This is a genomic window from Paenibacillus sp. PK3_47 (assembly GCF_023520895.1).
Classification (GTDB): Bacteria; Bacillota; Bacilli; order Paenibacillales; family Paenibacillaceae; genus Paenibacillus_AQ.
The window spans coordinates 5,861,527-5,886,724 of the sequence record NZ_CP026029.1 but is presented as its reverse complement, the minus strand read 5'-3'; the positions used below and the strand labels follow the sequence as shown (position 1 = coordinate 5,886,724).

22 protein-coding genes are annotated in these 25,198 nt (G+C 50.6%); 5 read left to right on the top strand and 17 right to left on the bottom strand.

Annotation, left to right across the window (positions count from 1 at the left end; translation table 11 throughout):
- Window positions 1-32: 32 nt before the first annotated feature.
- From C2I18_RS25685 to C2I18_RS25660, 6 genes are all read right to left on the bottom strand, one after another.
- Window positions 33-599: a metallophosphoesterase gene (locus C2I18_RS25685; protein ID WP_249898545.1), complete on the bottom strand. Its 567-nt coding sequence runs from the start codon at window positions 597-599 to the stop codon at window positions 33-35.
- Window positions 600-618: 19 nt separating this feature from the next.
- The gene (locus C2I18_RS25680) at window positions 619-1,218 is read right to left on the bottom strand and encodes a metallophosphoesterase family protein (RefSeq protein ID WP_249898544.1); all 600 of its coding nucleotides are present in this window, start codon (window positions 1,216-1,218) and stop codon (window positions 619-621) included.
- Between the two features lie 164 nt (window positions 1,219-1,382).
- Window positions 1,383-1,796: a bacteriohemerythrin gene (locus C2I18_RS25675; protein ID WP_249898543.1), complete on the bottom strand. Its 414-nt coding sequence runs from the start codon at window positions 1,794-1,796 to the stop codon at window positions 1,383-1,385.
- 176 nt (window positions 1,797-1,972) lie between these two features.
- Complete coding sequence (locus C2I18_RS25670; RefSeq protein ID WP_249898542.1) at window positions 1,973-2,836, bottom strand: TIGR02452 family protein; 864 nt, start codon at window positions 2,834-2,836, stop codon at window positions 1,973-1,975.
- Window positions 2,837-2,869: 33 nt separating this feature from the next.
- A complete protein-coding gene (locus C2I18_RS25665) occupies window positions 2,870-3,769 on the bottom strand; it encodes an NUDIX hydrolase (RefSeq protein WP_249898541.1) in 900 nt (299 codons plus the stop codon).
- A gap of 140 nt (window positions 3,770-3,909) precedes the next feature.
- Entirely contained in the window at window positions 3,910-4,773 is an 864-nt protein-coding gene (locus tag C2I18_RS25660; protein ID WP_249898540.1) for a cation diffusion facilitator family transporter, read from the bottom strand.
- Between the two features lie 370 nt (window positions 4,774-5,143).
- On the opposite strand from C2I18_RS25660, the gene nagZ reads away from it, so the two are divergent.
- A complete protein-coding gene (gene nagZ / locus C2I18_RS25655) occupies window positions 5,144-6,499 on the top strand; it encodes a beta-N-acetylhexosaminidase (RefSeq protein WP_249898539.1) in 1,356 nt (451 codons plus the stop codon).
- A gap of 49 nt (window positions 6,500-6,548) precedes the next feature.
- Entirely contained in the window at window positions 6,549-6,842 is a 294-nt protein-coding gene (locus C2I18_RS25650) for a hypothetical protein (protein WP_249898538.1), read from the top strand.
- Between the two features lie 599 nt (window positions 6,843-7,441).
- Here C2I18_RS25650 and C2I18_RS25645 read toward each other — a convergent pair.
- From C2I18_RS25645 to C2I18_RS25625, 5 genes are all read right to left on the bottom strand, one after another.
- Entirely contained in the window at window positions 7,442-8,539 is a 1,098-nt protein-coding gene (locus tag C2I18_RS25645) for an efflux RND transporter periplasmic adaptor subunit (RefSeq protein ID WP_249898537.1), read from the bottom strand.
- A gap of 27 nt (window positions 8,540-8,566) precedes the next feature.
- Window positions 8,567-9,949, bottom strand: coding sequence for an ABC transporter permease (locus tag C2I18_RS25640; RefSeq protein WP_249898536.1), 1,383 nt, complete (start codon window positions 9,947-9,949; stop codon window positions 8,567-8,569).
- Window positions 9,946-10,791: an ABC transporter ATP-binding protein gene (locus C2I18_RS25635; protein WP_249898535.1), complete on the bottom strand. Its 846-nt coding sequence runs from the start codon at window positions 10,789-10,791 to the stop codon at window positions 9,946-9,948. Before C2I18_RS25635 ends, C2I18_RS25640 begins: the two co-directional genes overlap by 4 nt.
- A 31-nt stretch (window positions 10,792-10,822) precedes the next feature.
- On the bottom strand, window positions 10,823-13,393 hold the full coding sequence (locus C2I18_RS25630) for a hypothetical protein (protein WP_249898534.1): 2,571 nt from the start codon (window positions 13,391-13,393) through the stop codon (window positions 10,823-10,825).
- Between the two features lie 171 nt (window positions 13,394-13,564).
- Window positions 13,565-14,398: a helix-turn-helix transcriptional regulator gene (locus C2I18_RS25625; RefSeq protein WP_249898533.1), complete on the bottom strand. Its 834-nt coding sequence runs from the start codon at window positions 14,396-14,398 to the stop codon at window positions 13,565-13,567.
- Window positions 14,399-14,545: 147 nt separating this feature from the next.
- Between C2I18_RS25625 and C2I18_RS25620 the strand changes: the two genes are divergently transcribed.
- From C2I18_RS25620 to C2I18_RS25610, 3 genes are all read left to right on the top strand, one after another.
- Window positions 14,546-16,600: a beta-galactosidase gene (locus tag C2I18_RS25620; protein WP_249898532.1), complete on the top strand. Its 2,055-nt coding sequence runs from the start codon at window positions 14,546-14,548 to the stop codon at window positions 16,598-16,600.
- 180 nt (window positions 16,601-16,780) lie between these two features.
- Window positions 16,781-17,515 (top strand): AzlC family ABC transporter permease, encoded by a 735-nt coding sequence (locus tag C2I18_RS25615; protein WP_249898531.1) that lies wholly within the window; start codon window positions 16,781-16,783, stop codon window positions 17,513-17,515.
- Window positions 17,506-17,832, top strand: a complete 327-nt coding sequence (locus C2I18_RS25610) for an AzlD domain-containing protein (RefSeq protein WP_249898530.1) — start codon at window positions 17,506-17,508, stop codon at window positions 17,830-17,832. The genes C2I18_RS25615 and C2I18_RS25610 overlap by 10 nt, the downstream gene beginning before the upstream one ends.
- Before the next feature lie 38 nt (window positions 17,833-17,870).
- Here the strand turns inward: C2I18_RS25610 and C2I18_RS25605 are convergent, their stop codons facing one another.
- From C2I18_RS25605 to C2I18_RS25580, 6 genes are all read right to left on the bottom strand, one after another.
- Window positions 17,871-19,199 (bottom strand): hypothetical protein, encoded by a 1,329-nt coding sequence (locus tag C2I18_RS25605; protein WP_249898529.1) that lies wholly within the window; start codon window positions 19,197-19,199, stop codon window positions 17,871-17,873.
- Window positions 19,196-20,287 carry a DUF58 domain-containing protein gene (locus C2I18_RS25600; protein ID WP_249898528.1) on the bottom strand — a complete coding sequence of 364 codons (1,092 nt, stop codon included), beginning with the start codon at window positions 20,285-20,287 and terminating at the stop codon, window positions 19,196-19,198. The genes C2I18_RS25605 and C2I18_RS25600 overlap by 4 nt, the downstream gene beginning before the upstream one ends.
- Before the next feature lie 3 nt (window positions 20,288-20,290).
- Window positions 20,291-21,268, bottom strand: a complete 978-nt coding sequence (locus C2I18_RS25595; RefSeq protein ID WP_249898527.1) for an AAA family ATPase — start codon at window positions 21,266-21,268, stop codon at window positions 20,291-20,293.
- A 94-nt stretch (window positions 21,269-21,362) separates the two neighbouring features.
- Entirely contained in the window at window positions 21,363-22,433 is a 1,071-nt protein-coding gene (locus C2I18_RS25590) for a GerAB/ArcD/ProY family transporter (protein WP_249902241.1), read from the bottom strand.
- A gap of 42 nt (window positions 22,434-22,475) precedes the next feature.
- Window positions 22,476-23,630, bottom strand: coding sequence for a Ger(x)C family spore germination protein (locus tag C2I18_RS25585; RefSeq protein WP_249898526.1), 1,155 nt, complete (start codon window positions 23,628-23,630; stop codon window positions 22,476-22,478).
- Window positions 23,627-25,075, bottom strand: a complete 1,449-nt coding sequence (locus C2I18_RS25580) for a spore germination protein (RefSeq protein WP_249898525.1) — start codon at window positions 25,073-25,075, stop codon at window positions 23,627-23,629. Before C2I18_RS25580 ends, C2I18_RS25585 begins: the two co-directional genes overlap by 4 nt.
- Window positions 25,076-25,198 lie beyond the last annotated feature (123 nt).

Sequence of the window (25,198 nt, the reverse complement as noted above, 5' to 3'; positions counted from 1 at the left end):
TGAAGTACAGGGGGTTCTTGCACTGCTTTAACTTAGACCAGCACGGTTTGCCCTGACAGAGGCTCTTCGCTGTAGGATTTGCTGCCTTCCAGCAGCACTTCCAGCTTAATAAGCTCGGAACGGCTGGCCAGACGGATCGGCGGTCCCCAGGTACCATACCCGGAGGAGACAACCACATGCAGTTTATCCTTCAGCAGATATCCCCAGTCCAGCTCGAACAGTCTTTTGGTAATAAAATGGTTCGGAGCAATCTGCCCGCGGTGCGTATGGCCGGATAAGAGCACATCTACGCCGGCTTTCGCCGCGAGGTCAAATCCTGTAGGCTGATGATCCATCATAATGACGGGACGCGTTAGATCCAGATTTTCCAGCAGTGCTGCGACACTTTTTCTGCCCCCGGCCATCGATTCAGCGGTTTTGTCTTTGCGTCCCACAATATACAGGCCTGCCGTCTCCACGACCTCGTCCTGAAGCACCCGGATCCCGATGCTGCGCATCACACGGGTATATTCAGCAATCGACCCGCCGTAATATTCATGATTCCCCAGTACCGCATATACGCCGTGACGGGCTTTGAGCTGCTTTAAATGTTCACTCATATTGTTGCGGATAAAAGGTTCAATGCTGTCGTCCAGCACATCCCCGGCCAATAATATCCGGCTGCATGCTGTTGATCTCGCGGACCATTCTGCCAAGATGGCGGTTGCCGACAATGTTACCTAAATGCAGGTCGGAAGCAACGGCTACGGTCAGCGGCGCGCTGGACCCTGCTGTTTTATGGATCCGGATCGGATGATTCCGCACTACCGTGCTCCAGGCATTCCGCGAACCCCATATCAGGAAAACCGCCAGAAGCAGAATCAGTGCTGCACCGGCTTCCGGAATAAATAATGTACGGTCAAAGCCCATTAATCCCAGCACCCAATAGAGCAGATCCGTAAGCGGAAGCACGATAATTGCAAACTCCATGCAAGCCAGATAATAGGAGCCTACCACTTTAAAAAAACGGGCGGCAGGCTTCACCGCCTGCGGCCAAGGCACCATTCCGATCATGTAAGCAAAAGCAATAATAATGAATACTGTCCAGTATGCAGCTGCAGAAAACTCCGGTATAACGTCCTTAATGAGAACCCAGAGATGAATCCCGATGTAAAAATTCACAAGACTAAGAACCAGCAGCATTACCAGCCCCGGAAGCAGCATGCGCAGTATTTTCATAACTTCACTCCTTTGACATTCAACTATCTTTATATTCACCTCAAATCATAACACAAACTATTAAGCGGGTATTAACTGTGCTCTGCCTTTACAATAAACGTAATATCCGTCCAAAAAAAAGAAAATGCCTTCTGGCATCTTCGGAAGTGGATTTATGTATCGAACTATACAGCCTTGTTGCCTTTTGCAGCCATGCATTCACCAATCAGCTTGTCGCATTTGTGGATATGGTTGATCAGCCAGTCGGTAAGTGTACGGTTCAGCTTGATCGTGGAAAGTACGGATACGCCTTTGGTCTTGATGCTTTCTTCCAGCTCCAGCACGGCCTGTACGAATTCGGCATGTGTCTTCCGGTGTTCAGCCAGTTCGGGAAAATCAATCTCCGACATCAGCTGCTCCTCACTGCTGAAATGCTCCAATGTATATTCCTTGAGAAACTGCAGTGTTTCTTCAATCTTCTCTTTTCCCTTCTGATTCGAGCATGCATCAAAAAATTCATTCAGCTTCACCAGCAGCTGTCTGTGCTGACAGTCAATTTTCTCTACGCCGATATCATAAGAATCTTTCCATTCAATCATCTGCTCACCTTATCCTTTACCATAAATTGCATATAAAAATATATACTTAATTCTCTATCTTTCCTGTTAAAGAATCTGTTAATTACATCACAGGACATAACTCAGCAAAAACCTGCTTATCAGACGCAAAAAAAACGCAAGATGATCTCTTGCGCTTCAGAAGTTATTTAATAAAGTTACAGCAGTTTCCTGCGGAAAGCGCTGATGACACTCTGGTCCGGGGAGCGGTCCAAAATTGCAAATACTATGGTATCAAAAAGGACCTGATAGCCTTCCTCCAGCAGAACTTTGCGGAAATAGCCGGCTACCTCAGACGGGTCGTTGCGGAACACCCCGCAACCAAAAGCTCCCAGTACAATGGCCGGATGTCCTTGGTCTGCAGCAACGGAAAGGATATAGCGGATCCGCTCCAGCATAACCTCTGCGATCCGGGACTCTGCATCAGCTTCCCGTTCTTTCACTACTCCTGCATTCACGGCAGGCGCTGTAATCATAGATACGTTGTACGGCGTGGTGAGAAGCTCCTCCCTGCTGCCCCGGAACACAGGTACTTCTGGTGAATGGATCATGTAATGGGAATAAAGGGCCGTACTACGGCTGCGGTTATATTTGTACATTTCACTCATTTGCGAGATGCAGGGATACAGGGCCGAAGCCCGCGCCAAGCTTTCTTCCTGGGCCTGGCTGCCGTTCAGGAAGCCGCCGCCGGGATTTTTGGCCGAGGCAAAATTCAGGCAGACGGTGTGAGATATGCTCTTTTTTTCAACAAGACGCTGTGCTGCTTCTAATGTGGTTTCCCCGGTAACCTCGATTTTCGCCTTGTTCTGCGGCTGCCCGGCAATCCGCTCCCGGATATCCTTATTCAGCTTTGTAAGCTGCTCCGGAGAATACAGCTGTGAGCCTGTAACCGCCCTGCTGACGGCTTCCGCAATATCAATCTGATGTCCGGCACTATTCCTGTAACTTCCTTTAGCTATGATATCCAGCGTTTGCTGGGCGGTCGCGGCTCTGGATTCTCTTGCATTGCTTTTATAATTCACAATATTTCACCTCATTCTATCAAAATAAGTCTATTAATCTCTGTCAGGATTATACCGGTAAAGCTTGGATGGCCTGTGCCCGGCATCCTTGGTGAACTCGTCGGTTTCTGTAACCTTGCCGGCAATTTTCCGGCGGAAGGCCGCAGCGAGCAGCTCCTTGCCAAGAATAATTTCATACACACGCTGCAGCTCAGTCAAAGTAAACAGCGGCGGCATCAAATTAAAAACAATGTCTGTGTATTCAATTTTGCCGCGCAGGCGTTCAATCGCGTACTGAATGATAATCAGGTGGTCAAAAGCAAACCCGTTATTCTCGACAATTTCACGTTTGGTTTTGCGGACATGGCCCTGGACAGATTCGGTGATCCGGACGATTCCGCTTAAGCTTACGGCCCCATTCTGCAAAGTGATGGAAATCTGCTGCTCAAGCTCCGTACCGCCCTCAATCTCTTTGCGTGTCCGCTGATCAATCTCATAGGTTACCTCGAACCAGGCTGCATCCGCAGCGTCATCCCCTGCCTGCACCTGCAGTGCGGTCCGGTCAACCAAAGCCATATAAGAGGAGCTGATAACACGCATCCGCGGATCGCGCTTTACTTCTCCCCAGGTATACAGCTGCTCCATATAAATATTGTCGATGTTCGTTTCAGTATAGAGCTCTCTGCGTGCGGCATCATCCAGACTTTCATCGATCCCGACGAATCCCCCGGGCAGCGCCCATTGTCCCAGATACGGATGTCCTCCCCGCTGAATCATCAGCAGCTGCAGCGATTTCTCGGATAGCTTCCGGTAATTATCCTGTTCCTGCTCCATTACGGTGAAGATCAGCATATCAACGGTGACGGACGGCCGCTCATAGTCTCCTGCATTATACGTCTGCAAAAACTGTTCTTCCGTCAAACCGTTAGGCTCATTGGCAAAATGATCAGTCATATACACACTCCTCTAGATCATTTATATTAATAACTAAGTGTTAATATCATAAAGTTATTATATACCTTTTTTATTAGTTCTAGTCAAGTACACTCCGAATAAGCAAACAAAAAAAGCCTGATTGCTCAGACTTTTGTTGGTCACACAGGCTCAATATGAACCAGCACATAAGATACCCGGTGAAGATCTTTCAGTTGGTCCTCTATCTCTTCTGTGATGTCATGACTCTGCACGACATTCAAATTTGAATCCACAAGCACGGTTGTATCGACGAGCACATTGTTTCCATGGATACGGGCTTTGATATCTTTGATGGATTCAACTCCATTGATTTGGGCGACAGTCTGTTTCATAAGCTCCAGTTCCTTGGCATCGAATCCGTCCGTTAAATCATGGGTAGCTTTGCGGAAAATATCCCAGGCCGTCTTGCAGATTAAAAGCCCGACAATAGTCGCGGTCAGCGGGTCGAGCCACGGAAGTCCAAACTGCGAACCAATGATGCCGATAAAAGCACCGATACTTACGAGCGCATCCGACCGGTTATCCTGTGCTACTGCTTCAATGGCGTTGCTCTTCAGCCTGCGGGCAAGCGCAATATTATACATGTACACCACAAGCATAACCGCTGCACAGCCAGCGGCTGTCCAGGCCGCTACCATATCCGGTGTTTCCAGTGCAGGCTGGATAAACTTGTTCACGCCCTGATACAGCACTTGAATTCCTACAGCAATCATGATGAATGAAGCAATCAGTGCAGCAACTGTCTCTGCTCTGAAATGCCCGTAGCTGTGATTGGAATCAGGGGGTCTTCTGGAAATTTTCAGTCCTACCAGAATGGCTAAGGTTGCTATAATATCTGTGCTGTTGTTCAAACCGTCAGCCAGCAGCGCCTGTGAACCCGATGCGGAACCGATGAACAGTTTGGTGACAGAGAGCAGAATATAGGCAACTAAGCTTAGCCAGGCCCCTTTTTCACTTTGTTTGATGTCGCTGTAGTTTTCCAACAAAAAGAACCTCCAAAACATAGTATTGTTCTATACTACACGCTGACATCTGGGTGGGTCTAGAGAAACAGTGTTGCCGGATGGCGCAATAGTTAACCCTGATAAATAGAGTTGGGGAGCCGGAAGTGTTTTGCATGATGCAACATAGTTTGCATTTGTTCAACAATGGAAGAATTTGTTGCTGTAACCTGGCAGTATATTCACCTTAGATGTAACTTTTTTCAATTAAAGGAGTCTATTACTGCGTGAAGTGTTAGCCGCTTGCTTATCAAATGGGGATATTCATACTGAAGATCGTTTCAAATTTCTACTGTTTGCCGATACTAATACTTTACTAATCCATCCGTAATTGAGAGGAAGTTCGTCCATAATGATCAATAATTATCGTAAAATATCTGCATTAACCGCCGCAGCCTCTTTGCTTCTTGTATTGGGATGCAGCAGTAACAACAGCAGTAACTTTCCGGCTGGCAGCACATCCACGCCATCGCCGGCGGTAACAGCAATTAGTCCTCCGTCTTCGGGTCCAGGGGCAGCTCCGGCTGCATCCGGCCAGCTGAATTCTCCGGCTTCAACCGCTTCAGCACAGACACCGGCCCCATCTGCTTCACCAGGCCAAAGCGATGAGGATAGTGTCGCGCTGCAAATAGCCGGAATGACGCTGGAGGAGAAAATCGGGCAAATGCTGCTCGCCGGGATCGACGGCACACAGCTGGACAGTCAGGCGAAGAGGATGATCGCTGAAGACGAAATCGGCGGAATTATCCTCTATAAAGATAATATTTCCGGATTAAACAGCATGGTTACTCTGATTAACGGGCTCAAGAACAGCAACAGCGGAAATCCTGTACCGCTATTTATGAGTGTCGACCAGGAAGGCGGCAAGGTCAGCCGGATGCCGAAGGAGTACGCAGACATGCCGTCCAGCGGCAGGGTTGGAGCTGCCGGTAATCCCGATTCTGCCCGGATGTTCGGCCAGCTTCTGGCAAGAGAAGTGCTGGCAGCCGGATTTAACATGAACTTTGCCCCCGTTCTGGATATCAACAGCAACCCGGATAATCCGGTCATTGGAGACCGTTCTTTTGGCAGCACTGCCGGCATTGTTACCCCGCTCGGGATCGCGGAGATGAAAGGCATATCAGAAGAAGGTGTCATTCCGGTCGTCAAACATTTTCCCGGTCACGGCGACACATCCGTGGATTCGCATCTGGAGCTGCCTGTAGTGAATAAATCTGCTGCAGACCTTGCCCAGCTGGAATGGCTGCCATTTGAGGCTGCTATCGCGGAGGATGCGGATGCTGTAATGGTTGCGCATGTTCTTTTTCCCAAGCTGGACCCGGATAAACCCGCTTCTTTGTCCCGGCCAATCATCAGTGGGCTTCTGCGGGAGAAAATGGGCTTTACAGGCGTTGTAATCACAGACGATCTCACGATGGGTGCTATAACAGACCACTATACACTGGCAGCGGCAGCTGTTGACACCGTCCTTGCCGGCAGTGATATCCTCCTGGTCGCCCACCAATATGAGAATGAACAGGCAGTGCGTCAGGCTCTGCTGGACAGTGTAAAAGACGGGAGAATAACAGAGAAGCGCATCGATGAAAGCGTCCGCCGCATTTTAACATTGAAACAAAAATACAAACTAAGCGACGCTCCCCTGCCTGTGCCAGATCTCAGAGATCTGAATAAAGAGATCAAAGCCTGGCAGAAGACGTTGTCTGAATGAGATCACTTGTGGAGCTTTGGTGAGGACATGATACTGATTGGTATAAAGGGTGTTAAGGGATATTTGTGCCTCTGATTCCGCCGTTGCGGCTCGTTTCTCGGAATCAGAGGTATTTGTGCTTCTCATTCCGCCGCTGCGGCTCATTTCTGCGAAATCAGAGGTAGTTATGCTTCTCATTCCGCCGCTGTGGCTGACTTCTGCGAAATCAGAAGTAGTTGTGCTTCTCATTCGGCCGCTGCGGCTCATTTCTGCGAAATCAGAGGTAGTTATGCTTCTCATTCCGCCGCTGTGGCTGACTTCTGCGAAATCAGAGGTAGTTGTGCTTCTCATTCCGCCGCTGTAGCTCATTTATGCGAAATCAGGAGTAGTTGTGCTTCTCATTCGGCCGCTGTGGCTGGTTTCTGCGAAATCAAGGGTATTTGTTCTTTTCACACTATCACATCGGCCTAGTTTCCACCCGCTCCACCTTATTGCTTACCGCAAATTCAACGGGAGTTCTCCCGTTCATTCCACCCACTGGCCTGGTTTTCGCCAAATCAACGGGAGTTTTCCCGTTCATTTCGCCCATCGGCCTGGTTTCCGCCTATTCAACGGGAATTCTCCCGTTCATATCGCTTATCGGCCTGGTTTCCGCCAATTCAACGGGAGTTTTCCCTTTCATTCCACCCACTGGCCTGGTTTTCGCCAAATCAACGGGAGTTTTCCCGTTCATTTCGCCCATCGGCCTGGTTTCCGCCGATTCAACGGGAGTTTTCCCTTTCATTCCACCCACTGGCCTGGTTTCGCACAATTCAACGGGACTATTCCCGTTGATCCCGCTGAAGGCGCCCACTCCGCCCTCCAGCTCGCGCCACACTCCCCCCAAAAAACAAAATAAACAGCGGGACTGTTCACTTGAACAGCCCCGCCGTTTATACAAATACCATAATCAAAATACCAACCTTACTGAAGAACCACAGTATCCCCGACCTTCAGCCCTGACAGCACCTCGGTCTTCTCCGAGGTCTCCATTCCGATCTTGATTTCGGTCCGCTCGTACTGGCCGTTGCCTTTATCCAGCATAACGAAGGCTTGATCGCCTTCACGGATAACGGCGATGCTGGATACGACAACCGCATTGTCTTTACGCTGTGTCTCGATATCACCGGTCAGGCTCAGGCCGCCGATCAAATGTTCGTCCGGCTGCAGCGAGATGACAACCTCGAACTGCGGCACTTGTCCCGCCGTATTCTGACCGGAGGTTGTCGTGGCGAATTTCGCCACCTCGGTAACTTCGCCGGTCAGCTTCAGATCTTTTACTGCAGTCATTTTCACCTGCACCTTCATGCCCTTCTTGATGCGGAAATAATCCTGTTCGCCAACCAGAGCGATAAATTCCAGCTTGTTCAAATCGACGATTTTGCCGATGTATTGGTTGTCCGTTACCATCTGCGGACGTTCACTGCTGCTGTCGAACAGGAAGATGCCTGTAGCGGGAGCGTGATACACGGCGGTTTTGAGCCGGGCCTTTTTGTCGGCGATATCCTTCTGTTGAATTTCGGTATTGACCTGGTTAAGCTCCTCATTCAGCCGGGCCGTCTCCTGCGCAGCCAGCGCTTTAAGCCGTTCAGCCTCTGAGCCAACCGGAACCGCATTCTCTTCCTCCTGCTGACTGACAAAATCATTCAGCTCCGCTTCAAGCTGGGCCTTACGGATCGCCGCTTCCGCCGTCGCGATTTCATTCTGCAGCAGGGACTGGTCCAGGTTGAACAGCACATCCCCTTTGTTCACCTGGCCTCCGTTCTCCACCTTCCAGGACGTTACCTTGGAAGCAAAAGGGGCGTAGACAAGCGTCTCCTCCTGATACTGCGATCTTCCTTTAACCTGGATGGAGTTGGTCATCGTCTCTGAAGTCACCTGAAAGCTGATCACCGGCGGCGGCTCCATGACAACCTCCGGTTCAGTCTCCTTGAACACTTTGGTATACAGCATGTAACCCGCAGTAATAATGATCCCTGCTATAATAATCCATTTCAGGCTCTTTTTTAAAATCCTTTTCATTGTCCTGCTTCCTTTCAGCTTTAATTTCTAATCACGCTTGATCGCCGTAAGCGCATCGGTTCTGGACGCACTGATGGCCGGATAAATCCCTGACAGCACACCGGTCATAATTGCAAAAGCGAGCCCCACCGGAATAGTCATCAGCGGAATTACAAAGGTTAACCCGGCCCCTGCCGTACCTATCAGTTTGTTGATTGCCATTACGATCAGGTAGGAGAACCCTACACCGAGCATGCCGCCCAAAAGTCCCAGCAGCGCCGCTTCTGTAATGAACATATTGCGGATCTGCCCCATGTTCGCCCCCAGTACCTTCATAATTCCGATCTGCCTGCGCCGCTGATGTGTGGACATCGTCATGGCGACAATAATGGAGATGGAAGCAATGACCAGGATAAATACGCCGATGCCCAGCGCCGCCATTTTGATCATATCGAATTGTTCCTTAAGCATATCAAGCTGATACAGATTGTCGCTGGCAGACAAGGACAGCTTCTGGATAATCTCCTCCACCTGCTTAATGTTGTCCATGTTATCTACTTTTACCGTAACGGAATTATAGCTGTCTTCCGACAATGTATTAATCGCACTGAAGTTCTCAAAAGCCAGCTCTTCCGCCAGGCGGGCTGCCGTTTCCGGAGACACATAGGCGATCTTCTCGTAAGAAGCCCGTTCATCACTCATCCCTGCCGGATTCGCGAGTATCCCGCTGACCTGCAGCGGAGAGCTGAGCTTGACGGCCCCCTCCTGAACACTGTAATCCCTGGCCTGCAGCTGGAACTGCTGGCGGTACATTTCAGAGGGCACTGTAGTCAAGCTCATGTACTGATTATTCAGCTCCTGGTTAAACGGATCAGCATTGAGGCCGTCAAATATCTTCTGCCGTGTCTCATTGTCAATCAGCCCCAGGGTGGCCCCATGATTCAATACAACCATGCCCGGCATGTTCGTGCCGGTCCCCTGCTTGAAGGTCTTGTCGTATTTGGTCAGCATCGTCAAATCCGTAACAATGACCTGAACGTCCCCGATTTTGTTATCCATTGTCAGCATCTGGAGGTAACCCAGCTCCTGAAAAGGGGCTGCAGCGACGACATGCTTCAGGCCCTGAATAATCTCCAGCTTCTGGGGTGTAAGCTTGCCGGGATCAAGATTCTCATTATCCTGAGCAGCAGAACTGCCGCTGCCGCCGCCCCCCGGTGAAGGAATACCGCCGCCCGGGGTGACCATGATCTCATCCATTTTAAAATTACGGTTCACTTCTTCGGTTACATAGTCCTGTGCAGATTGTCCGATACTCAGGGCTACGATGATTGCTGCACAGCCGATGGAAATGCCTGTCATACAAAGGCCGGTTACTACCTTGCGGCGTTTTACCTGGTCCCAGGCCATCCGGGAAATATCCCTTAGCTTCACTGCGTCCCCTCCTCTTCAGGCTCCGCTGCTTTAGGCTCTATTGCCTCAGATTCCGCCGCTTCAGGCTCCGCTGCTTTAGGCTCCACTGCCTCAGATTCCGCCGCTTCAGGCTCTGCAGCCTCAGGTTCCGCCGCTTCTGGTTCCACTGTCATAGGCTCTGCCGCCGGCGGCTGCTCTCCGGTAATCATGTAACCGTCCCGCAGTAAGAAGATCCGCTGCATCTGATCTGCCACTTCCTGTTCATGGGTAACTACAATAAACGTTGTCTTCATGGTTTTGTTCAATTTCAGCAGAATACTGATAATTTCCTCCTCGGTCTTCGTGTCCAGATTCCCTGTCGGCTCATCTGCAAAAATAACAGAAGGTTCGGTAATCAGCGAACGGGCGATACTGACCCGCTGCTGCTGGCCCCCGGAGAGCTGTGAAGGAAACAAATCCGCTTTGTCCGGAATACCTACCTGCTCCAGCAGGTCAAGCGCTTTTTGCTTGCGCTTCGAAGGTGAAACGGACTGGAATACCAGCGGAAGCTCCACATTTTCACGCACCGTCAGGCTGGTGATCAGCTCGTAAGCCTGAAATATAAAACCGATGTGCTTCCGGCGGAATTCAGCCAGCTTGTTCTCCCCCATCTGGACTATGTCCTGGTCAGCAATGTAGATCTGCCCTTCAGTAGGCTTCATCAGCCCCGCCATCAGGTTCAGCAGCGTGGACTTACCGGAGCCCGAGCTGCCCAGAAGCGCGACCATCTCTCCTTCTTTTACTGTGAAATTGATTCCGTGCAGTACCGGTGTCCATTCATTACCGGTTTTGAAAGAATGCTTGATATTTTCAACTCGCAACATGGAAGCTGCTCCTTTATGAACTTAGAATAGATTATTGTTTGTCATCTTCGGCTCTTGGCAGCGGCTCGTAACGCAGGACATAAGCCTCGCTGCTAAGCTCCAGCCGTTCTCCCTGGAATTCATCAAATAATGTCAGTCTGTAAGTTCCGGAACGCAGCTTTTTGTAAATATCTCTTGTGATAGACATGCTGAAGGTATTGTTATACCCTTCCGTCAGGTCCGTTCCCGGAGTAAGCAGCTTTTCCTGGGACTGCCCGTAAGGATCAGTAATTCTGAGCACCAGCTTATGCTCCTGCTCTCCGCTGTCAAAGCTGTTGTCCCTCAGCAGGTTGTAGTTGATGTTAATCGAAAGGGTGTCGCTGGATTCAACAATCTTCCCTTCAGAGCTTAGGACGTTCAGGGTGTATGGATACAGCACGGTTGTTGACAGATTGGTTGCCGGGGCCGGTTTGCCAGGAGTAAGCATCAGCGAACCGATATTAATGAACCCCGAAGCCTCCTGGCCGCTTTCACTCAGCTTGCCGCCTGTTACGCCTGATCCCAGATACAGTGAAATATCGCTTGCAGATACTGTCTTGGGGAGCTTGGCCCAGAAGGAAATCAGCTGCTTGCCGCCAGGCGTGGCGGAGTTGTCTGTCTGATTAGGCTTTGCTTCATAGAATTGTCCGTCCGGTGTCTTGAAATAGCCCTGAAGCCGGGCCATTTTGCTTTGTCTTTTTTCATCGCTGCTCATTAGCAGCTCTGTATAGATAATATTGGAATTACTTCCTTCGTAGACGATCGTTCTCTTCTCCTGAACGCTGGCATTTTTGCCTTTGCCGGTGATGGTATATGTACCGCCGCGTTCAATGTTATTAATGGCCGTTAATGTGCCGTACGCCGTGAAATCCAGGAAAGGAATACTTTCCGTTTCTGTCTTGCTGAACAAATTCAGGCTTACCGTGTCAAAATCATCGGTATACGGAATCTTGGCCATCACTGCGATATCCGCAGATTTGCCCGGAGCAAGCACCGCTGCTTCCTGATCCATCATCAGCTCGGTAGACGCTGCCAGATTATTGTTATCCAGCTTAAGCGCCGCTTTGAGCTCAGGCAGGGTCAAGGTTACCTGCTGGGTATTGGTTATCTGCAGTCTGGCAATGACAATGTCATCATCCTTCCACGGGTAACGCTGCAGAGACTGGAGCCGGTATGAGAAGGAGCCGTATTGGTTCGTGGCCGGATATTCCTGCCCGTTCTGCACATTGCCGCGCAGCGTATAAGGAATAGAGAAATAAGCGACCGGGAAGATCAGCTTCGGCGAGGTTACAGCAGGGCCGGCTCCGCCTTCTGTCTGGCCTCCCGCCCCGCTACCGGCATCCGTGCTCAGCGATTCGATCATCATCAGCTGAAGGCCGGACTGTTCGATTTCCAGCGGAACCTGTACTTTAAGGGTAATAACCTTACTCTCCAGCGGCTTCAGGGTAAGTCCGTTTAGAGCTTTGGCATCCACCGGAAAGGTTTTGCCGCTAACCGATTTCACTGCCAGCTCATAGGTCGGAAAGGTAACCGCCTTGTTGCCGGAATTTGTAACTTTTAATTGAAGTGACCACACAGCCTGGGCATCTTCGGCGTACACGGAAGCATTGCTGAGCCGCATATGTACCGCGTTGCTGCTAATGATTACTTTTTTGGCGGCACCGCTGGCAACTACAAGATTGGGCATTGATGCTGCAGGCAGCTTATAGGAGGACACCGGAAGCTCCAGCTTCAAGGTTTCGTCCGTTTTTGTAAACTGCACTCTCATATTACTGGTGTTCAAATAAGCCGGAATTTCCGTCAAATAGTAGATGCTTTTCTTTTCCTGCGGCTGGATCTTGAAATCAGTCGGCGAACCGTTCAGCGCCAGCTCAAAGGAAGTTCCGCTGGCCGAGATCAGATAGGCCGAATAACCCGGATCGCCCAGCACTTTATTGCCTTTGTTGGTTAAGCTTAGGCCAACCTTCGCATACACTTTGCCGCCGTATTTATATAATTCCAATGATTCTCCGCCTGCCGCAACCGGAATATCATTCATTGTTGTGCTAAGGGTTTTGCCTGCTGCCACAGCTGTCGAATAATTCGCAGGTACCGTAAATGAACCGGCTTGCCGCAAATAGCCTTTGGCTTTGGCGTCCCACACATTCATCGAAATCTTGATTCCGTTAAGCGACTTGATCGCACCGATATTGACATAGTAAGTTACGCTCAGGCTGTTCTTGGCCAACACTTTTTTCTTTAGCGCGTCCGCCGTTACAGGATTACCGGGTATTACCGAGCCGCCCGGAGTAACCACCCGTGAAAAATAATGCAGCAGATTTGCGCTGGAGCCGCTGTTATTCGAATAACGCAAGGTGTATGTAAGGATATTGCCGCCGGATTGCGGCCAGATATTGACGTCTGTAAGCGATGCTGACACTCCAGGCGCCAGGGTGACGGAGCTGATCGTACTTCCTGCTGCAGCGGCTGCAAGCGGTGCCTTCACAGCTGCTTCAGCAGCCGGAGCCGTCCATCCCGATGCCAGCTGACCGATCACAAACGTGCTAAGGAGCAGTGCAGTATAAGTAAATCTATGTTTTCTCATTCATTTCCCCCCAGGTCTATTTACTAGAATAATTATAGTTGCTGTATCACAGCTAAATGTATCCAATTTGTAACTCTTACTGCGCCGTTGTAACCTTTTTGTTCCAGAAACACAAAAAAACAGCGTAAAATACACTGTTTTAGACGTTTATATAAGGTTAATCCAGGTTATCTACGAACCGAAGGTTCTTCTGTACCTGTTCGGGGGCATGCCTTCGACCTGCCTGAATACTTTGATAAAATAGCTGGACTGCTGGAATCCGCTCTGGACGGCAATTTCGGCAACAGTCAAATCTGAGGAGACCAGCAGCAGCTTCGCTCTGGCCAGGCGGCAGTCACTCAAGTACCGGTTAGGCGTCTTCCCCATAATGGACCGGAACAGCCTCAAAAAGTGATAGCTGCTGTAGCCGGCAAGCCTCGACATGCTTTCAAGAGTCCAGGGACGCTGGCATTCGCTATGGATCCTGTCGGCTGTACTGCGGATGGAATGTCTGATTTCCGGCGGCACTGAGCCGTTCAGCGGTTCGGAGTTTTGCAGCAGCGTAATGAGTATTTCATATAATATAGCCGAAAAGCGCGGCTCATTACGGGTTTCATAGACTTCGCTAAGCCCCGACAGCTCTTCGAACAGCCCCGTGAGTCCTGCATCCGGATCAAAGGTAAAGAAATAGCCCCGGGACTGGTCAGCTTCCTCCAGCAGCGGTAATGACAGCGAGGTGTCAAAATGTACCCAGCGCACCTCCCAGGGCTGTCCGGGATCACATCCGTACTGCTGATAGGCCCCTTTCGGAAAAAGAAAACCGCTGCCCCGGCTCATATGAATCCGCTCACCTTCATGAAATACATATCCTTCGCCGTCAAACACCAGATGGAGATTGTAACTGTTCAGTACACCTTCGCCCCTGCGCTCGGCATGCTGCGGAAACTGGCTGTAATGACCCAGAAATTCCGGATAGCACACATAATGAGCAAAGGCCGGAACTGGCAATACCCACTGATTTTTCAAATTCAAACCGCCCTTCCAGAGTGCTGAAAAACAAGCACGCAATATAGTCATATAATCGCAAGATTATGTTATATAAGTTTATATGCAGCTGATAATACAATAGTTTTGTAGTTTCATCAAAGCATATTTTTACACTTGGAGGTCACTATGAAGACACCTGTCGCAGCAGAACGGTTCGAACTCGGCGTATGCTATTACCCGGAGCACTGGCCGGAAGAAATGTGGGCTGACGATTACCGCCGCATGGTAGAGACCGGCTTTACCATTGTCCGTATGGGCGAATTCGCCTGGTCCATATTTGAGCCGGAAGAAGGGAACTATCAGTTTGGTCTTTTTGACCGGGCAATAGACCTTGCACACAGCCATGGGCTCAAGGTGATCCTTGGCACCCCGACGGCTACCCCGCCCGCCTGGCTGACTGAACGTTATCCGGAAGTGCTTAATGTTACCCATGATGGCGTAACACTTCATCACGGAATGCGCCGGCATTACAATTACAGCAGTCTGAAATACCGGGAGCTGTGCGCTCAGATTGTCACAAGGCTGGCTGAACATTATGCAGATTATCCCGGTGTTGCCGGCTGGCAGATTGACAATGAGCTGAACTGTGAGATTAATGAATTTTACTCTGAGAGTGATCACAACGCATTCCGCGGATGGCTCCAGCATAAATACGGCACACTTGAGAAATTGAACGAAGCGTGGGGCGCAGTCTTCTGGAATCAGACCTACACCAGCTGGTCCCAGGTTTTTTTGCCGCGTCCTACACCGGTGCCAAGACAGCCTAATCCGCATCAGGCACTGGACGAAAAGCGCTTTATCTCTGACAATACCATTTCGTTTGCTGCGCTTCAGGCTGATATACTCCGTACCAAAGCCCCGAAGCAATGGGTAACGACTAACGGCCTGTTCGGCCATCTGGATAACCATGAAATGAATGACCAGCTGCTGGATTTCTTCAGTTATGATTCCTATCCGCAATTCTCCACCATATCCAGCAATCCGTCAGAGCAAAATCCGCTGGAAGACCGGAGCTGGAGTCTGTCCCTGTCCACTGTGCGTTCCATCAGTCCAAATTTCTGCATCATGGAGCAGCAGTCAGGCCCCGGCGGCTGGGTCAACCGGATGGATATGCCTTCGCCCAAACCAGGGCAGATGCGTTTGTGGACCTACCAGTCCATCGCCCACGGCGCGGATATGGTCCTTTATTTCCGCTGGCGGACAGCTACTATGGGCAATGAAATCTATTGGCATGGAATCAATGATTACCACAACCAGCCGAACCGCCGGGTGAGAGAAGCTGCGAAGATCGGCCAAGAGCTGGCTTCAGCAGGCAAGGAGATTATCGGAACACGGAACAAGGCCAGCGTTGCTATTCTGCGCGATTATGACAATGAATGGGACGGCGAATATGATGTGTGGCATGGCCCGTTCATGTGGCAGAGCAATAAGGAATGGTTCAAGGCACTGACCGGGCAGCACATTCCAAATGACGTGTTCTACCTGCGGGACAATACAACAGCAGCCGAGCTGGCGCGTTATGAGGTGCTGATCTATCCGCACCCGGCTATTTTGTCAGACGAAACTGCAAGCCTGCTTGATGAATATGTGCAGCAGGGCGGCAAGCTGGTCTTCGGGTGCCGTACAGGGTACAAGGACAAGCGCGGGCAATGCTATATGCGTCCTTTTCCCGGCGCGGCAAGAGAGCTGTGCGGGATTACAGTCGAAGAATTTACCATGGTCAAGGGGACCCGCAAGCCGACCTTCATCAGCTGGGGGCAGGATGCGGAGAGTACAACCGGCGCGGATGCGTTCAATGATATTTTGCAGGTTGAAGAAGACAGTGTAGAAATTATCGGAACCTACGCTTCCGACTACTATGCCGGCAAACCGGCGGTAACCAAAAATGTACGAGGAAAAGGTGAAGTCTGGTATTACGGTGCTGTCTTTAATGAAGATGCCGCCCTCCAGATGATCCGGCTGCTGGGTCTGCGTTCACCTGCAGCAGACTGGCTGGAGCTTCCCCGTGAAGTAGAGCTGCAAATCCGTGAAGGGGGCGCGGCAAGTCTGGCCTTTCTGCTGAATTACAGCGAAGAGCCGGCTGTGATTCAGTTAAGAGAGCAGAAGACCGATCTGCTGACGGGCAATACGCTTTCAGGGACGTTCACGATGGACGGATTCGGTGTACTGGTATTGAAATAAAGTAAGACCTATAACAAATGGTCCCCTGCAGAGCGTGCTGCAGCGGGACCATTTGCATGTTAGCTGAAATTACCTTTATTTTTTTGCTTATACCTCTTGCATTACTCCGCAAATTATATGATATTAAGCTAATCTGCCTGTAACGGGACTATATTAAATTCATTCTAGGAGGTGCAGCATATGAAGCTGGAATCTGCACAAGGTGATCTCCCTGCAGCTCAGGGGAGTGACGACAGCTTTTTGCGCGGCGTTAAGGATTGCCTGCCTACACTGCTGGGCTATTTAAGCATCGGCTTCGCCGCCGGAGTTGTTGAGAAAACCGCCGGGCTCAGCATTGCTGAAATAGCCCTGCTCTCTATCATTCTATACGCCGGGTCGGCGCAGTTCATTGCTGCAGGTATGATTGCTGCCGGAAGCACCATTTCCGGAATTATCATTACCATCCTGTTCGTCAATCTGCGGCATTTGCTGCTCAGTGCCGCCCTGTCCCCTTATTTCCGCCACCTGACACCGTTCAGGAATCTGCTGATCGGCGCTCTGCTTACCGACGAGACCTTTGGTGTCGCCATACAGGCAAGCGCCCGAAAAAAGAACATCAGCGAGAAGTGGATGCACGGCCTCAACATTACTGCTTATCTGAACTGGATTGCTGCCAACCTGGCCGGCGCATATCTCGGGCAGTGGATTACCAATCCGGAGCAGTGGGGACTCGATTTCGCCCTGCCTGCGATGTTCATCGGCCTGCTCGTACTGACGGTTATGAGCAGAAGCAAGTACATATTGGATATTACTGTCGGAGGGATCTCTATTCTCATTGCAGTCGGCATATCCATCCTGTGGTCCCCGAGCATGGGTGTAATTGCAGCAACAGTTATAGCTTCTACGATAGGAATGGTGATGGAAAAATGGAAGTAAGACCGGATATATTCCTGATTATTGTCGGTGCAGCACTGGTTACCTTCATCCCCCGGGTTGTTCCGCTGATGCTGCTCAGCCGGATAACGATCCCTGAATGGGGGATGCGCTGGTTAAATTATGTACCGGTTGCCGTCATGTCTGCACTCATTGCCCAGGAGCTGTTCATTGAAGACGGCCGGTTCCAGACGTTGTCTGCCAACGTGGAGCTGATAGCTGCGGTTCCGACCTTTTGGATCGCGGTCAAAACCCGCAGCCTGCTCGGTACGGTAATTACAGGGATTCTCTCGCTTATGCTGCTGCGTCTGCTGTTCTGAGCGTCTGCATGAGACATCTGACGCTTAATGGCGGCATCTTAAAATTTCATTTTGTCTTTAAGCTGTATAATCTCCCCGGAGCCGGGTTCCTCGCCGCCATACCTGGCCTGGTTATAAAGCCTGAGCAATTCTTCTGACTCGGCCCCGGCACCAATGCTTCCCTTGCGCTGCTTCGCTCTGCTTCCGGACCACTGTGCTACATCCTTACCGGTCTCCCGGGGTGTCAGATATCCCTTTGCTTCATAACCTTCGGTCCTTCTGGCGTTAAGCCACTGGCGGTACAGCCAGCGGGCCCGCTCCCGCTCCCCGTTCATACTCTCCCACCGGTCTCTTCGCTTCCCCGGGATCCGGTCCTTCCAGTAATTGCGGAAGTCCTGGATTGTTTTCTCCCAGGTGAAGATACTCTGCTCTTCATCACGGTAAGGGGATGTCTCCGTTAGGGTCTCTCTGCGCAGCATAGCCAGCAGCTTGTCCACCGCTCTGCGGAACAGACCGCCTGAATTCCTGTACAGCCACCGGAGAAGGAAATAAAGGATGGCAATACCTGCTGCTCCTCCAATAACATACAGCAGGATATCAAAGATAAGGGCCAGGATGCCGGGTTCCTTGACTTCGCTGGCCAGCATTTCCTGAATTCCAGCCTGTGGAGCTGGAGCGGGTGAAACTTCTTCCTGAGTGAACAAGCCGCTCAGCAGGCTGAAAAACTTTAGAATGGCACCGAGAACCCCTACGAACAGCGCAGCTATAATTTTGGCTCCGCCGGCGGCCAGTGCAGCCGCGGCGGCAATGAACCCTATTACATACATCCGGTTCAGCCGCTGAATGCCTGCCGGCAAGCGTGCCGTTTCTCCGGCATAAGAACTGTAACGGAGATAGCTGGTATTCGTATCCAGCAGCATCAGCACAAGGCACAGGCTGCCGGTCCAGGTGATGAAGCCCAGATGAGGCTCCAGCAGCGGGATCCGCTGGAATGCGATGGCTGCGGCTAAATATAAACCTAATCCGGTCAAAAACAATCTGAAGCGGTTACTCCGGGAGCTTATGGTTAATCCCATAAATACCGCGGTACAATTTGCTGCTATTAAAGGAATTGCATAGAGAGACCAGCCGGCAGTCAGCATACCGGCGGCGGCTCCGGCCAATAATGAGACAGGGAACTGCTTCCACCGGCGGTTGCAGTAATGCCGCAGCAGCACACCTGCCAACGACAGCAACGGCAATGTGTACATCCAGGGAATGACGGGATTGCCTGACTCGAAATACGTCTGCAGCACGAGCCATGCCGGGATAAAAAACAGCCATTCCACAATACTGGCAGCCCATAATCTTATAGTGGTACTGATGTAAGGAGACATCCGGGGCTTCATGCGCCGACCACCCTCCCCGTATCCGTAATATCCAGCCACTCCACGCCGTTGCCCAGCATTTTCAGCTGCTCAACCGCTTGCTGCAGCTCATTTCCCCTGTGAGAGGTAATGATAAGATAATCGTTATTGCTGCTGCCGCTTTCGGTTTCCAGCTCCAGAAGGCTGGACATTGGAATGGTTCTGTCCAGATTCAGACAGGCCAGCAGTCCCATCAGCTCTTCCAGACTGCCAAGAGAACGGGCTGACACAGGCTCTCTTGCCCCTCCTCCATCCAGTCTTCCATTGCTTAACAGTCCTGTCTCAATGCCGTGACCCATGGCATACTCCCCTACTGCAGCTGCACACCTTATGCCCCATTCAATCCGTTCTGCATTGTTCACCGTTCTCCACATCGAATCGCTGTCTTCTACGTTAATGCAGATAATAAGGCGTGAATCCGCTGTATAATCCTTCCGGTGCACCTGCATGGAGCCTGTGCGGGCCGTTGCCTTCCAGTTGATGGAACCCAGCGAATCCCCGGGCATATATTCCCGGGTTCCTGCTGTAAGAAAGGGATCTTCGACAATCCATCTCTTCACAGGAAGTTCACCGAGCCAGCTGTGGACCGGCAGCGGAAGGTCATTGAAATCGGCCATTCCCGGATAGACCAGCAGCTCAAGCTGCAGCGGGAAAGTCTGGCTCCTGCGGCTGACGCCAAACGGATCTCCTGCTGTCATCGTAACGGAATCCAGCCGGAAGAGTCCCCGCTGCGGACAGGTAATCAAATGACGGCGTTTAATATGACGGTAAGATTTCAAAGAAAACAGGCTGACATGATTCTGGTAGATTTGTCCTGTACTGACGCCAAAATTCTCCTGGTTGCCGAACGTAAGGCCGCTCGAAATACTGGATTCAAGCCTCAGCCAGGGAAGCGGAAGCAGCTTGCCGTTGGTAATCTCTTCAACCATCTCCAGCTGTCCTCCTTCATAAACGGAGGATTCCGAGAAATAACGGGTGTAGCGGACTTTCTTGAACGTATTCCGGTCATAAATAACGTAAATAACCATCAATAATAGAAGTGTAGTGATAATAAACCAGGGAAGCGACATGTCTTAGTCTCCCCTTCCGCCCCTTGCAGCCACTGCAGGTTCCGCCGGAACCTCCACTTCCCGGAGGATCTGCTCCACAACCTCTGCCGCCTGGCCTTCCCGGGAGCCGGGTCCGCGCTGCAGCAGCAGACGGTGGGCCAGGACCGGAGCGGCCACCGCCTTGACATCATCCGGAATGACATAATTCCGGCCTTGAATCAGGGCATAGCCCTGGGAAGCGCGGAGCAGAGAGAATCCGGCGCGTGGACTTGCGCCCAGCTTGACAGCCGGAGCTTTCCGGGTTGCTTCAACAATCCGGATCATGTAAGCCAGCAAATCGTCGCTGACTGTAACAGCCGTAGTCAGCTGCTGGATATCTTGGATCTGACGGGATGTCGCCACAGGCTGGGTATCCTGCAGCGGGTTGTTCTGCCGGAACCGCTGCAGAATGTGAACTCCTTCATCGAAGGAAGGATAACCTGTCATAATCCTTAAGAGGAACCGGTCCAGCTGTGCTTCCGGAAGGGGAAAGGTTCCCTGGCTGTCTATCGGATTCTGCGTGGCAATTACCAGAAAAGGTGCCTCAAGCTCATGAGTGACCCCGTCAATCGTAATCTGCCGTTCCTCCATACATTCCAGCAGGCTCGACTGGGTGCGGGGCGTTGCCCGGTTAATCTCGTCAGCCAGCAGAATGCTGGCAAACACCGGACCGGGCCGGAACTGAAATTCTCCGGTCTGCTGATTATAGTAGTTGATGCCGCTCAAATCCGAAGGCAGCAGGTCCGGTGTAAACTGGATTCTTTTGAAACTGCAGTCCAGCGAGCGGGCCAGTGTCTTGGCCAGCAGCGTTTTACCGGTGCCCGGAACATCCTCCAGCAGCACATGGCCATTCGCCAGCAGCGCGGTCAGCAGCAGGTCTACCCCTTCTTTTTTTCCGACAATGACTTTGGCCAGATTCATTCTTATCAATTCTACCAGTTCCTTCGCTTCCTGCAGATTCATGAAGGCTCACCATCCAATCAACGAATTTAGGTATGTACTTTAGGTCTATCATACCAGAAAGCGCCTCCATTTAGTAATTAAGTAAACCGCAGCACTATTTAGGTGCCGCGTTTATTTTTGAACGCACATAAGCCACAGCTATGTAATATACGGGAATACACTCCACCACCAGCCAGAATATTACGGCAGCAGCAGATGAGAAATCACTAAAATACTTCGTAATATTACGGGAGTACAGGTAAGCCAGGGTAATCGAACACACAGTCAGTACAGGAATCACATATTTTTTCCCTTTCCGGTTCAACAGGTGCAGCGCGCATTTATAGGCGACATAGATTAAAAAGGCGCTGTGAATGAACATGGAGAAGGACCAAAGGCCAATCAGAATCGGGTCCATATTACCAATAATGCTGTCATGGGAGGAGCTGCGCACCATTTCCAGAAACGGATACCTTAGCTCTTTCCCGAGGTGCGGGCCAAAATTCAAAATCGTAAATATCCACCCCATCAGGACTGTAAAAGTAATGCAGAGCTGAGCGACCATCAGCTTCTTCAGCATTTTACCGTTGATTTTAAGCTCAGGCGCCACAAACAGAAATACCACCCATTCCGAGAACCAGGAGGTTACAGTGAGGGTATCCTTCAGAGCGAGACCGGGATCAAAATGGTGGATAAACGCGGGAAGCATGGTAAAATCAGCATTGGGTGTAAACAGATATAACGTGAAAATGGTGGCGACCAGTATAATCAAAAATATCCCGTCCGTCATATATACGATGGTTGCTAATCCGAGTGAGGCCGTGTACATAATGACCAGCCCGATTACAATCTGGATGAAGAGAGGCGGAGTGCCCCGCATGTAGTTGGAGCCGAAGAAGAGGACGAAGTTCTCAATATCATAGGAAGAATAATATACGCACCAGCAGAGCAGCAGAAGCACCAGCAGTTTGTGTACCCATTTACCCATAATCGCTTTGCCGAAGTCCACCCAGGCCTGATCCGTCTTCAGACTTCCTAATTTCATGGTAAAGAATAATAGGACCAATCCCAGGCAGCACCCCCCTATAAGAGAGATCCAACCCTGATAACCGGAGCTGGACACCAGAATCGGAACGAGGAAAATCGTTGTCTGCGAATTGAAGAAAACAACACTGAAACGGAACATCTGCCAATTGGTTGTGCGCATAGCGGCTCCTTTGCGTACGTCTTATTTTACAGACCCGAAATCTTCTATGCTCAGATCAGCACTGACCACAATTTGGGCCTCACGGTACTCCTCATCCCACTTCTCCTGAAGCTTCTTCCATTCCGCAGGATGGTTCCATTCCATAAGCATGCCGAGCTGCAGCACATCCGCACCTGCTTTCTGGGTAGCCTTAATAGAACGAGTGACGTCGGCTATGACCTTTTCGCGAAGCTTTTGCAAAATAACCCCACTCTTTTCATTGGCGCCGTGCCCCTCTGCATCCCTGAAATAGGTAATGCTGGCTTTACCTTTTAATTTAATGTAGAATACGGGCCCGTCACTGCTCATCTTTACCTTTTTGGATGCATGATTTGAGTAAAAGAGCGCACTGGCTGTCCCCTTGCCATCCTCTTCCCATTTCACAGTGTACATCGGCAGCGCAACATGCCCTGCAACATTCCCTGCGGCCCAGGCCAGAGACCGGCTGTCTTCCGTATTAAGGACCTGCCGCATGGCCGCTTTGCGGAACAGCATCACCCCCTGAACGCCTGCCCATTTCAGCGGTTCGCCCTGCTCCTTCACATCAGGGTTTTCTCCGAAAGACAAGTAGTTCATCGCATACCCCATATTGTTCGCTTCAGCAAGAAGGCAGCTTCTTACGGTCGTGGCAAAGGTCAGATTCTGGCTGGAGAAATCCATCAGCACCTGATCCGGCAATTGCTCAAAGACCGGGGACAGCTTGGCGATTTCCTTAGCTTTTCCCGGAGCGGCCATAATATAGGTTCCAATGGGAAATTCCGGCTGTCTTTTGAACCAGTCGAGAACTTCACTGATGCCTTGCTCTGCATACTCTTTGCCGATGACTACAGCCTTAATATGCGAAATCTCCAGGCGGCGTGACAGGTCCTTTTGAATCATGATGACAGCATCTGTAATGGTTGGAGCAGTCTTTGTAACCAGAGAATAACTTTTCCCCTGCGAACCGCCGGATTGCGTGCTGGATAACAGACGGTTCGGCAAAGGCGCATTGATCGATACCTCCACCGTTCCCGGTTCTTTGCCTGAATCTATGTACATGCCGAAGATAAACGTTAACTCATCCAGCTCGAGCTTGGACCAGCAGCCGGTCAGATTCAGCAGCAAAATCAGGCAGAGGGCAATCTTCAGAGGCTTCATTGCTTCTTCTGCCTCCTGTCATTTTTGCGGTTGGTAAAGGAGGTGCTGCGTTTGTTCATATACTGTGAAGGGACACGGATAAAGGTATCTTTCCAGTCCCGGAACACAAGCGGTGCAATCGGCTGCAGAAAAGGTGTACCGTAAGAACGCATATTTGCCAGATGGCCATAGGTTACAAAAACAGCAACAATAACGCCGAGCAGCCCCATCGTGCCTCCAAGAATAAGCAGTGCAAAGCGCAGTAGCCTGAAGATCAGACCCAGCTCCATATGGGGAATAATGTACGAAGCGATCCCTGTAATCGACACCACGATGACCATTGGAGCCGAGACAATTCCCGCCTGGACGGCAGCCTGTCCGATAACAATACCGCCGATAATGGATACGGTCTGTCCGACCGGTTTCGGGATACGTGTCCCTGCTTCTCTTAATGCCTCGAAGGTCAGTTCCATGATGAGCGCTTCGGTTAATGCCGAGAACGGAATATTCTCTCTGGCTGACGCGATGGTGAGCAGAAGATTGGATGGAATGATCTGTGAATGAAAGGTCGTGATGGCTACATACAGAGAAGGCAGAACCAGAGACAGCATGGAGAAAAATAACCTGACGATCCGGACCCAGCTGCCCGCATAGAAGCTCTGGTAATAGTCTTCCGATGACTGCAGCAGTGACATAAAGGTGACTGGAGTCAGCAAAGCGGAAGGGGTCCCGTCCATCAGCATGCCGATTCTTCCCTCCATTAAGGAGGCAGCTACCGAATCGGGGCGCTCTGTATACTGAAATAACGGAAAAGGCGAGAAATGCCCCTGCTTCATATGCTCTGCCAGATAGCTGATCCCTAATATGCCGTCTATCGAAATGTCTTCCAGTGAAGTCTGGATTTCTTCAAGCGTTTGCGGATTGTAGAGGCCTTCAATGTATATAAGATATACGTCCGTTTTCGTGTATTTACCGATGCTGAAATGTTTGGTTTTCAGATCTGCATGTTTGATTATGTGTCTTAAAAGCGACAGATTGGTGTCTATATCTTCAATGAATGCTTCCTGCGGACCAATGACTACCAGCTCATTCTGGGATTCGGAGACCGCTCTTTTCTGATAATGGATGATTTCAAAATAATACATACAGGGCAGCCCATCGATACAGAGCAAGGCATTGCCGCTGACGATCAGTTCAACCGCTCTCTTCACCTCGTAGACCTTGACATAAGGAATGGCAAAAGCCGATCCCCTGTCCAGGCGTTCGAGAAACTTCGGCCAGTCCGGCTCAGAATTCGCTTCTGATTTAAGCGGTGTGGAGACATACTCCTGCATGCTTAACGTGTCTACTATAGAAGGAATATAGATCAGCATACAGGCATGGCCGTATACATTGATGGACTGGTATACAACGTCGCTGCTTCCCGCCAACTCCTCTTTGATATAGTCCAGTATGCTTGCCGCCATGATCCCCTGCCTCCTTCTTCTTCTATGGAATATCTGACTTAGTTTGCCAGAAATCAATGGATTTATGCGGAATACCGGTCAGGCGGTCAGCAAAAAGAGACCGGCTCTCCAGCCGGTCCCCTG

Excerpts from the sequence above, each read along its gene's own strand:
- C2I18_RS25685 (WP_249898545.1), bottom strand. The coding sequence starts at position 599 with ATGAGTGAACATTTAAAGCAGCTCAAAGCCCGTCACGGCGTATATGCG.
- C2I18_RS25680 (WP_249898544.1), bottom strand. The coding sequence starts at position 1,218 with ATGAAAATACTGCGCATGCTGCTTCCGGGGCTGGTAATGCTGCTGGTT.
- C2I18_RS25675 (WP_249898543.1), bottom strand. The coding sequence starts at position 1,796 with ATGATTGAATGGAAAGATTCTTATGATATCGGCGTAGAGAAAATTGAC.
- C2I18_RS25665 (WP_249898541.1), bottom strand. The coding sequence starts at position 3,769 with ATGACTGATCATTTTGCCAATGAGCCTAACGGTTTGACGGAAGAACAG.
- nagZ (WP_249898539.1), top strand. The coding sequence starts at position 5,144 with ATGATCAATAATTATCGTAAAATATCTGCATTAACCGCCGCAGCCTCT.
- C2I18_RS25645 (WP_249898537.1), bottom strand. The coding sequence starts at position 8,539 with ATGAAAAGGATTTTAAAAAAGAGCCTGAAATGGATTATTATAGCAGGG.
- C2I18_RS25635 (WP_249898535.1), bottom strand. The coding sequence starts at position 10,791 with ATGTTGCGAGTTGAAAATATCAAGCATTCTTTCAAAACCGGTAATGAA.
- C2I18_RS25630 (WP_249898534.1), bottom strand. The coding sequence starts at position 13,393 with ATGAGAAAACATAGATTTACTTATACTGCACTGCTCCTTAGCACGTTT.
- C2I18_RS25620 (WP_249898532.1), top strand. The coding sequence starts at position 14,546 with ATGAAGACACCTGTCGCAGCAGAACGGTTCGAACTCGGCGTATGCTAT.
- C2I18_RS25615 (WP_249898531.1), top strand. The coding sequence starts at position 16,781 with ATGAAGCTGGAATCTGCACAAGGTGATCTCCCTGCAGCTCAGGGGAGT.
- C2I18_RS25610 (WP_249898530.1), top strand. The coding sequence starts at position 17,506 with ATGGAAGTAAGACCGGATATATTCCTGATTATTGTCGGTGCAGCACTG.
- C2I18_RS25605 (WP_249898529.1), bottom strand. The coding sequence starts at position 19,199 with ATGAAGCCCCGGATGTCTCCTTACATCAGTACCACTATAAGATTATGG.
- C2I18_RS25600 (WP_249898528.1), bottom strand. The coding sequence starts at position 20,287 with ATGTCGCTTCCCTGGTTTATTATCACTACACTTCTATTATTGATGGTT.
- C2I18_RS25595 (WP_249898527.1), bottom strand. The coding sequence starts at position 21,268 with ATGAATCTGCAGGAAGCGAAGGAACTGGTAGAATTGATAAGAATGAAT.
- C2I18_RS25590 (WP_249902241.1), bottom strand. The coding sequence starts at position 22,433 with ATGTTCCGTTTCAGTGTTGTTTTCTTCAATTCGCAGACAACGATTTTC.
- C2I18_RS25585 (WP_249898526.1), bottom strand. The coding sequence starts at position 23,630 with ATGAAGCCTCTGAAGATTGCCCTCTGCCTGATTTTGCTGCTGAATCTG.
- C2I18_RS25580 (WP_249898525.1), bottom strand. The coding sequence starts at position 25,075 with ATGGCGGCAAGCATACTGGACTATATCAAAGAGGAGTTGGCGGGAAGC.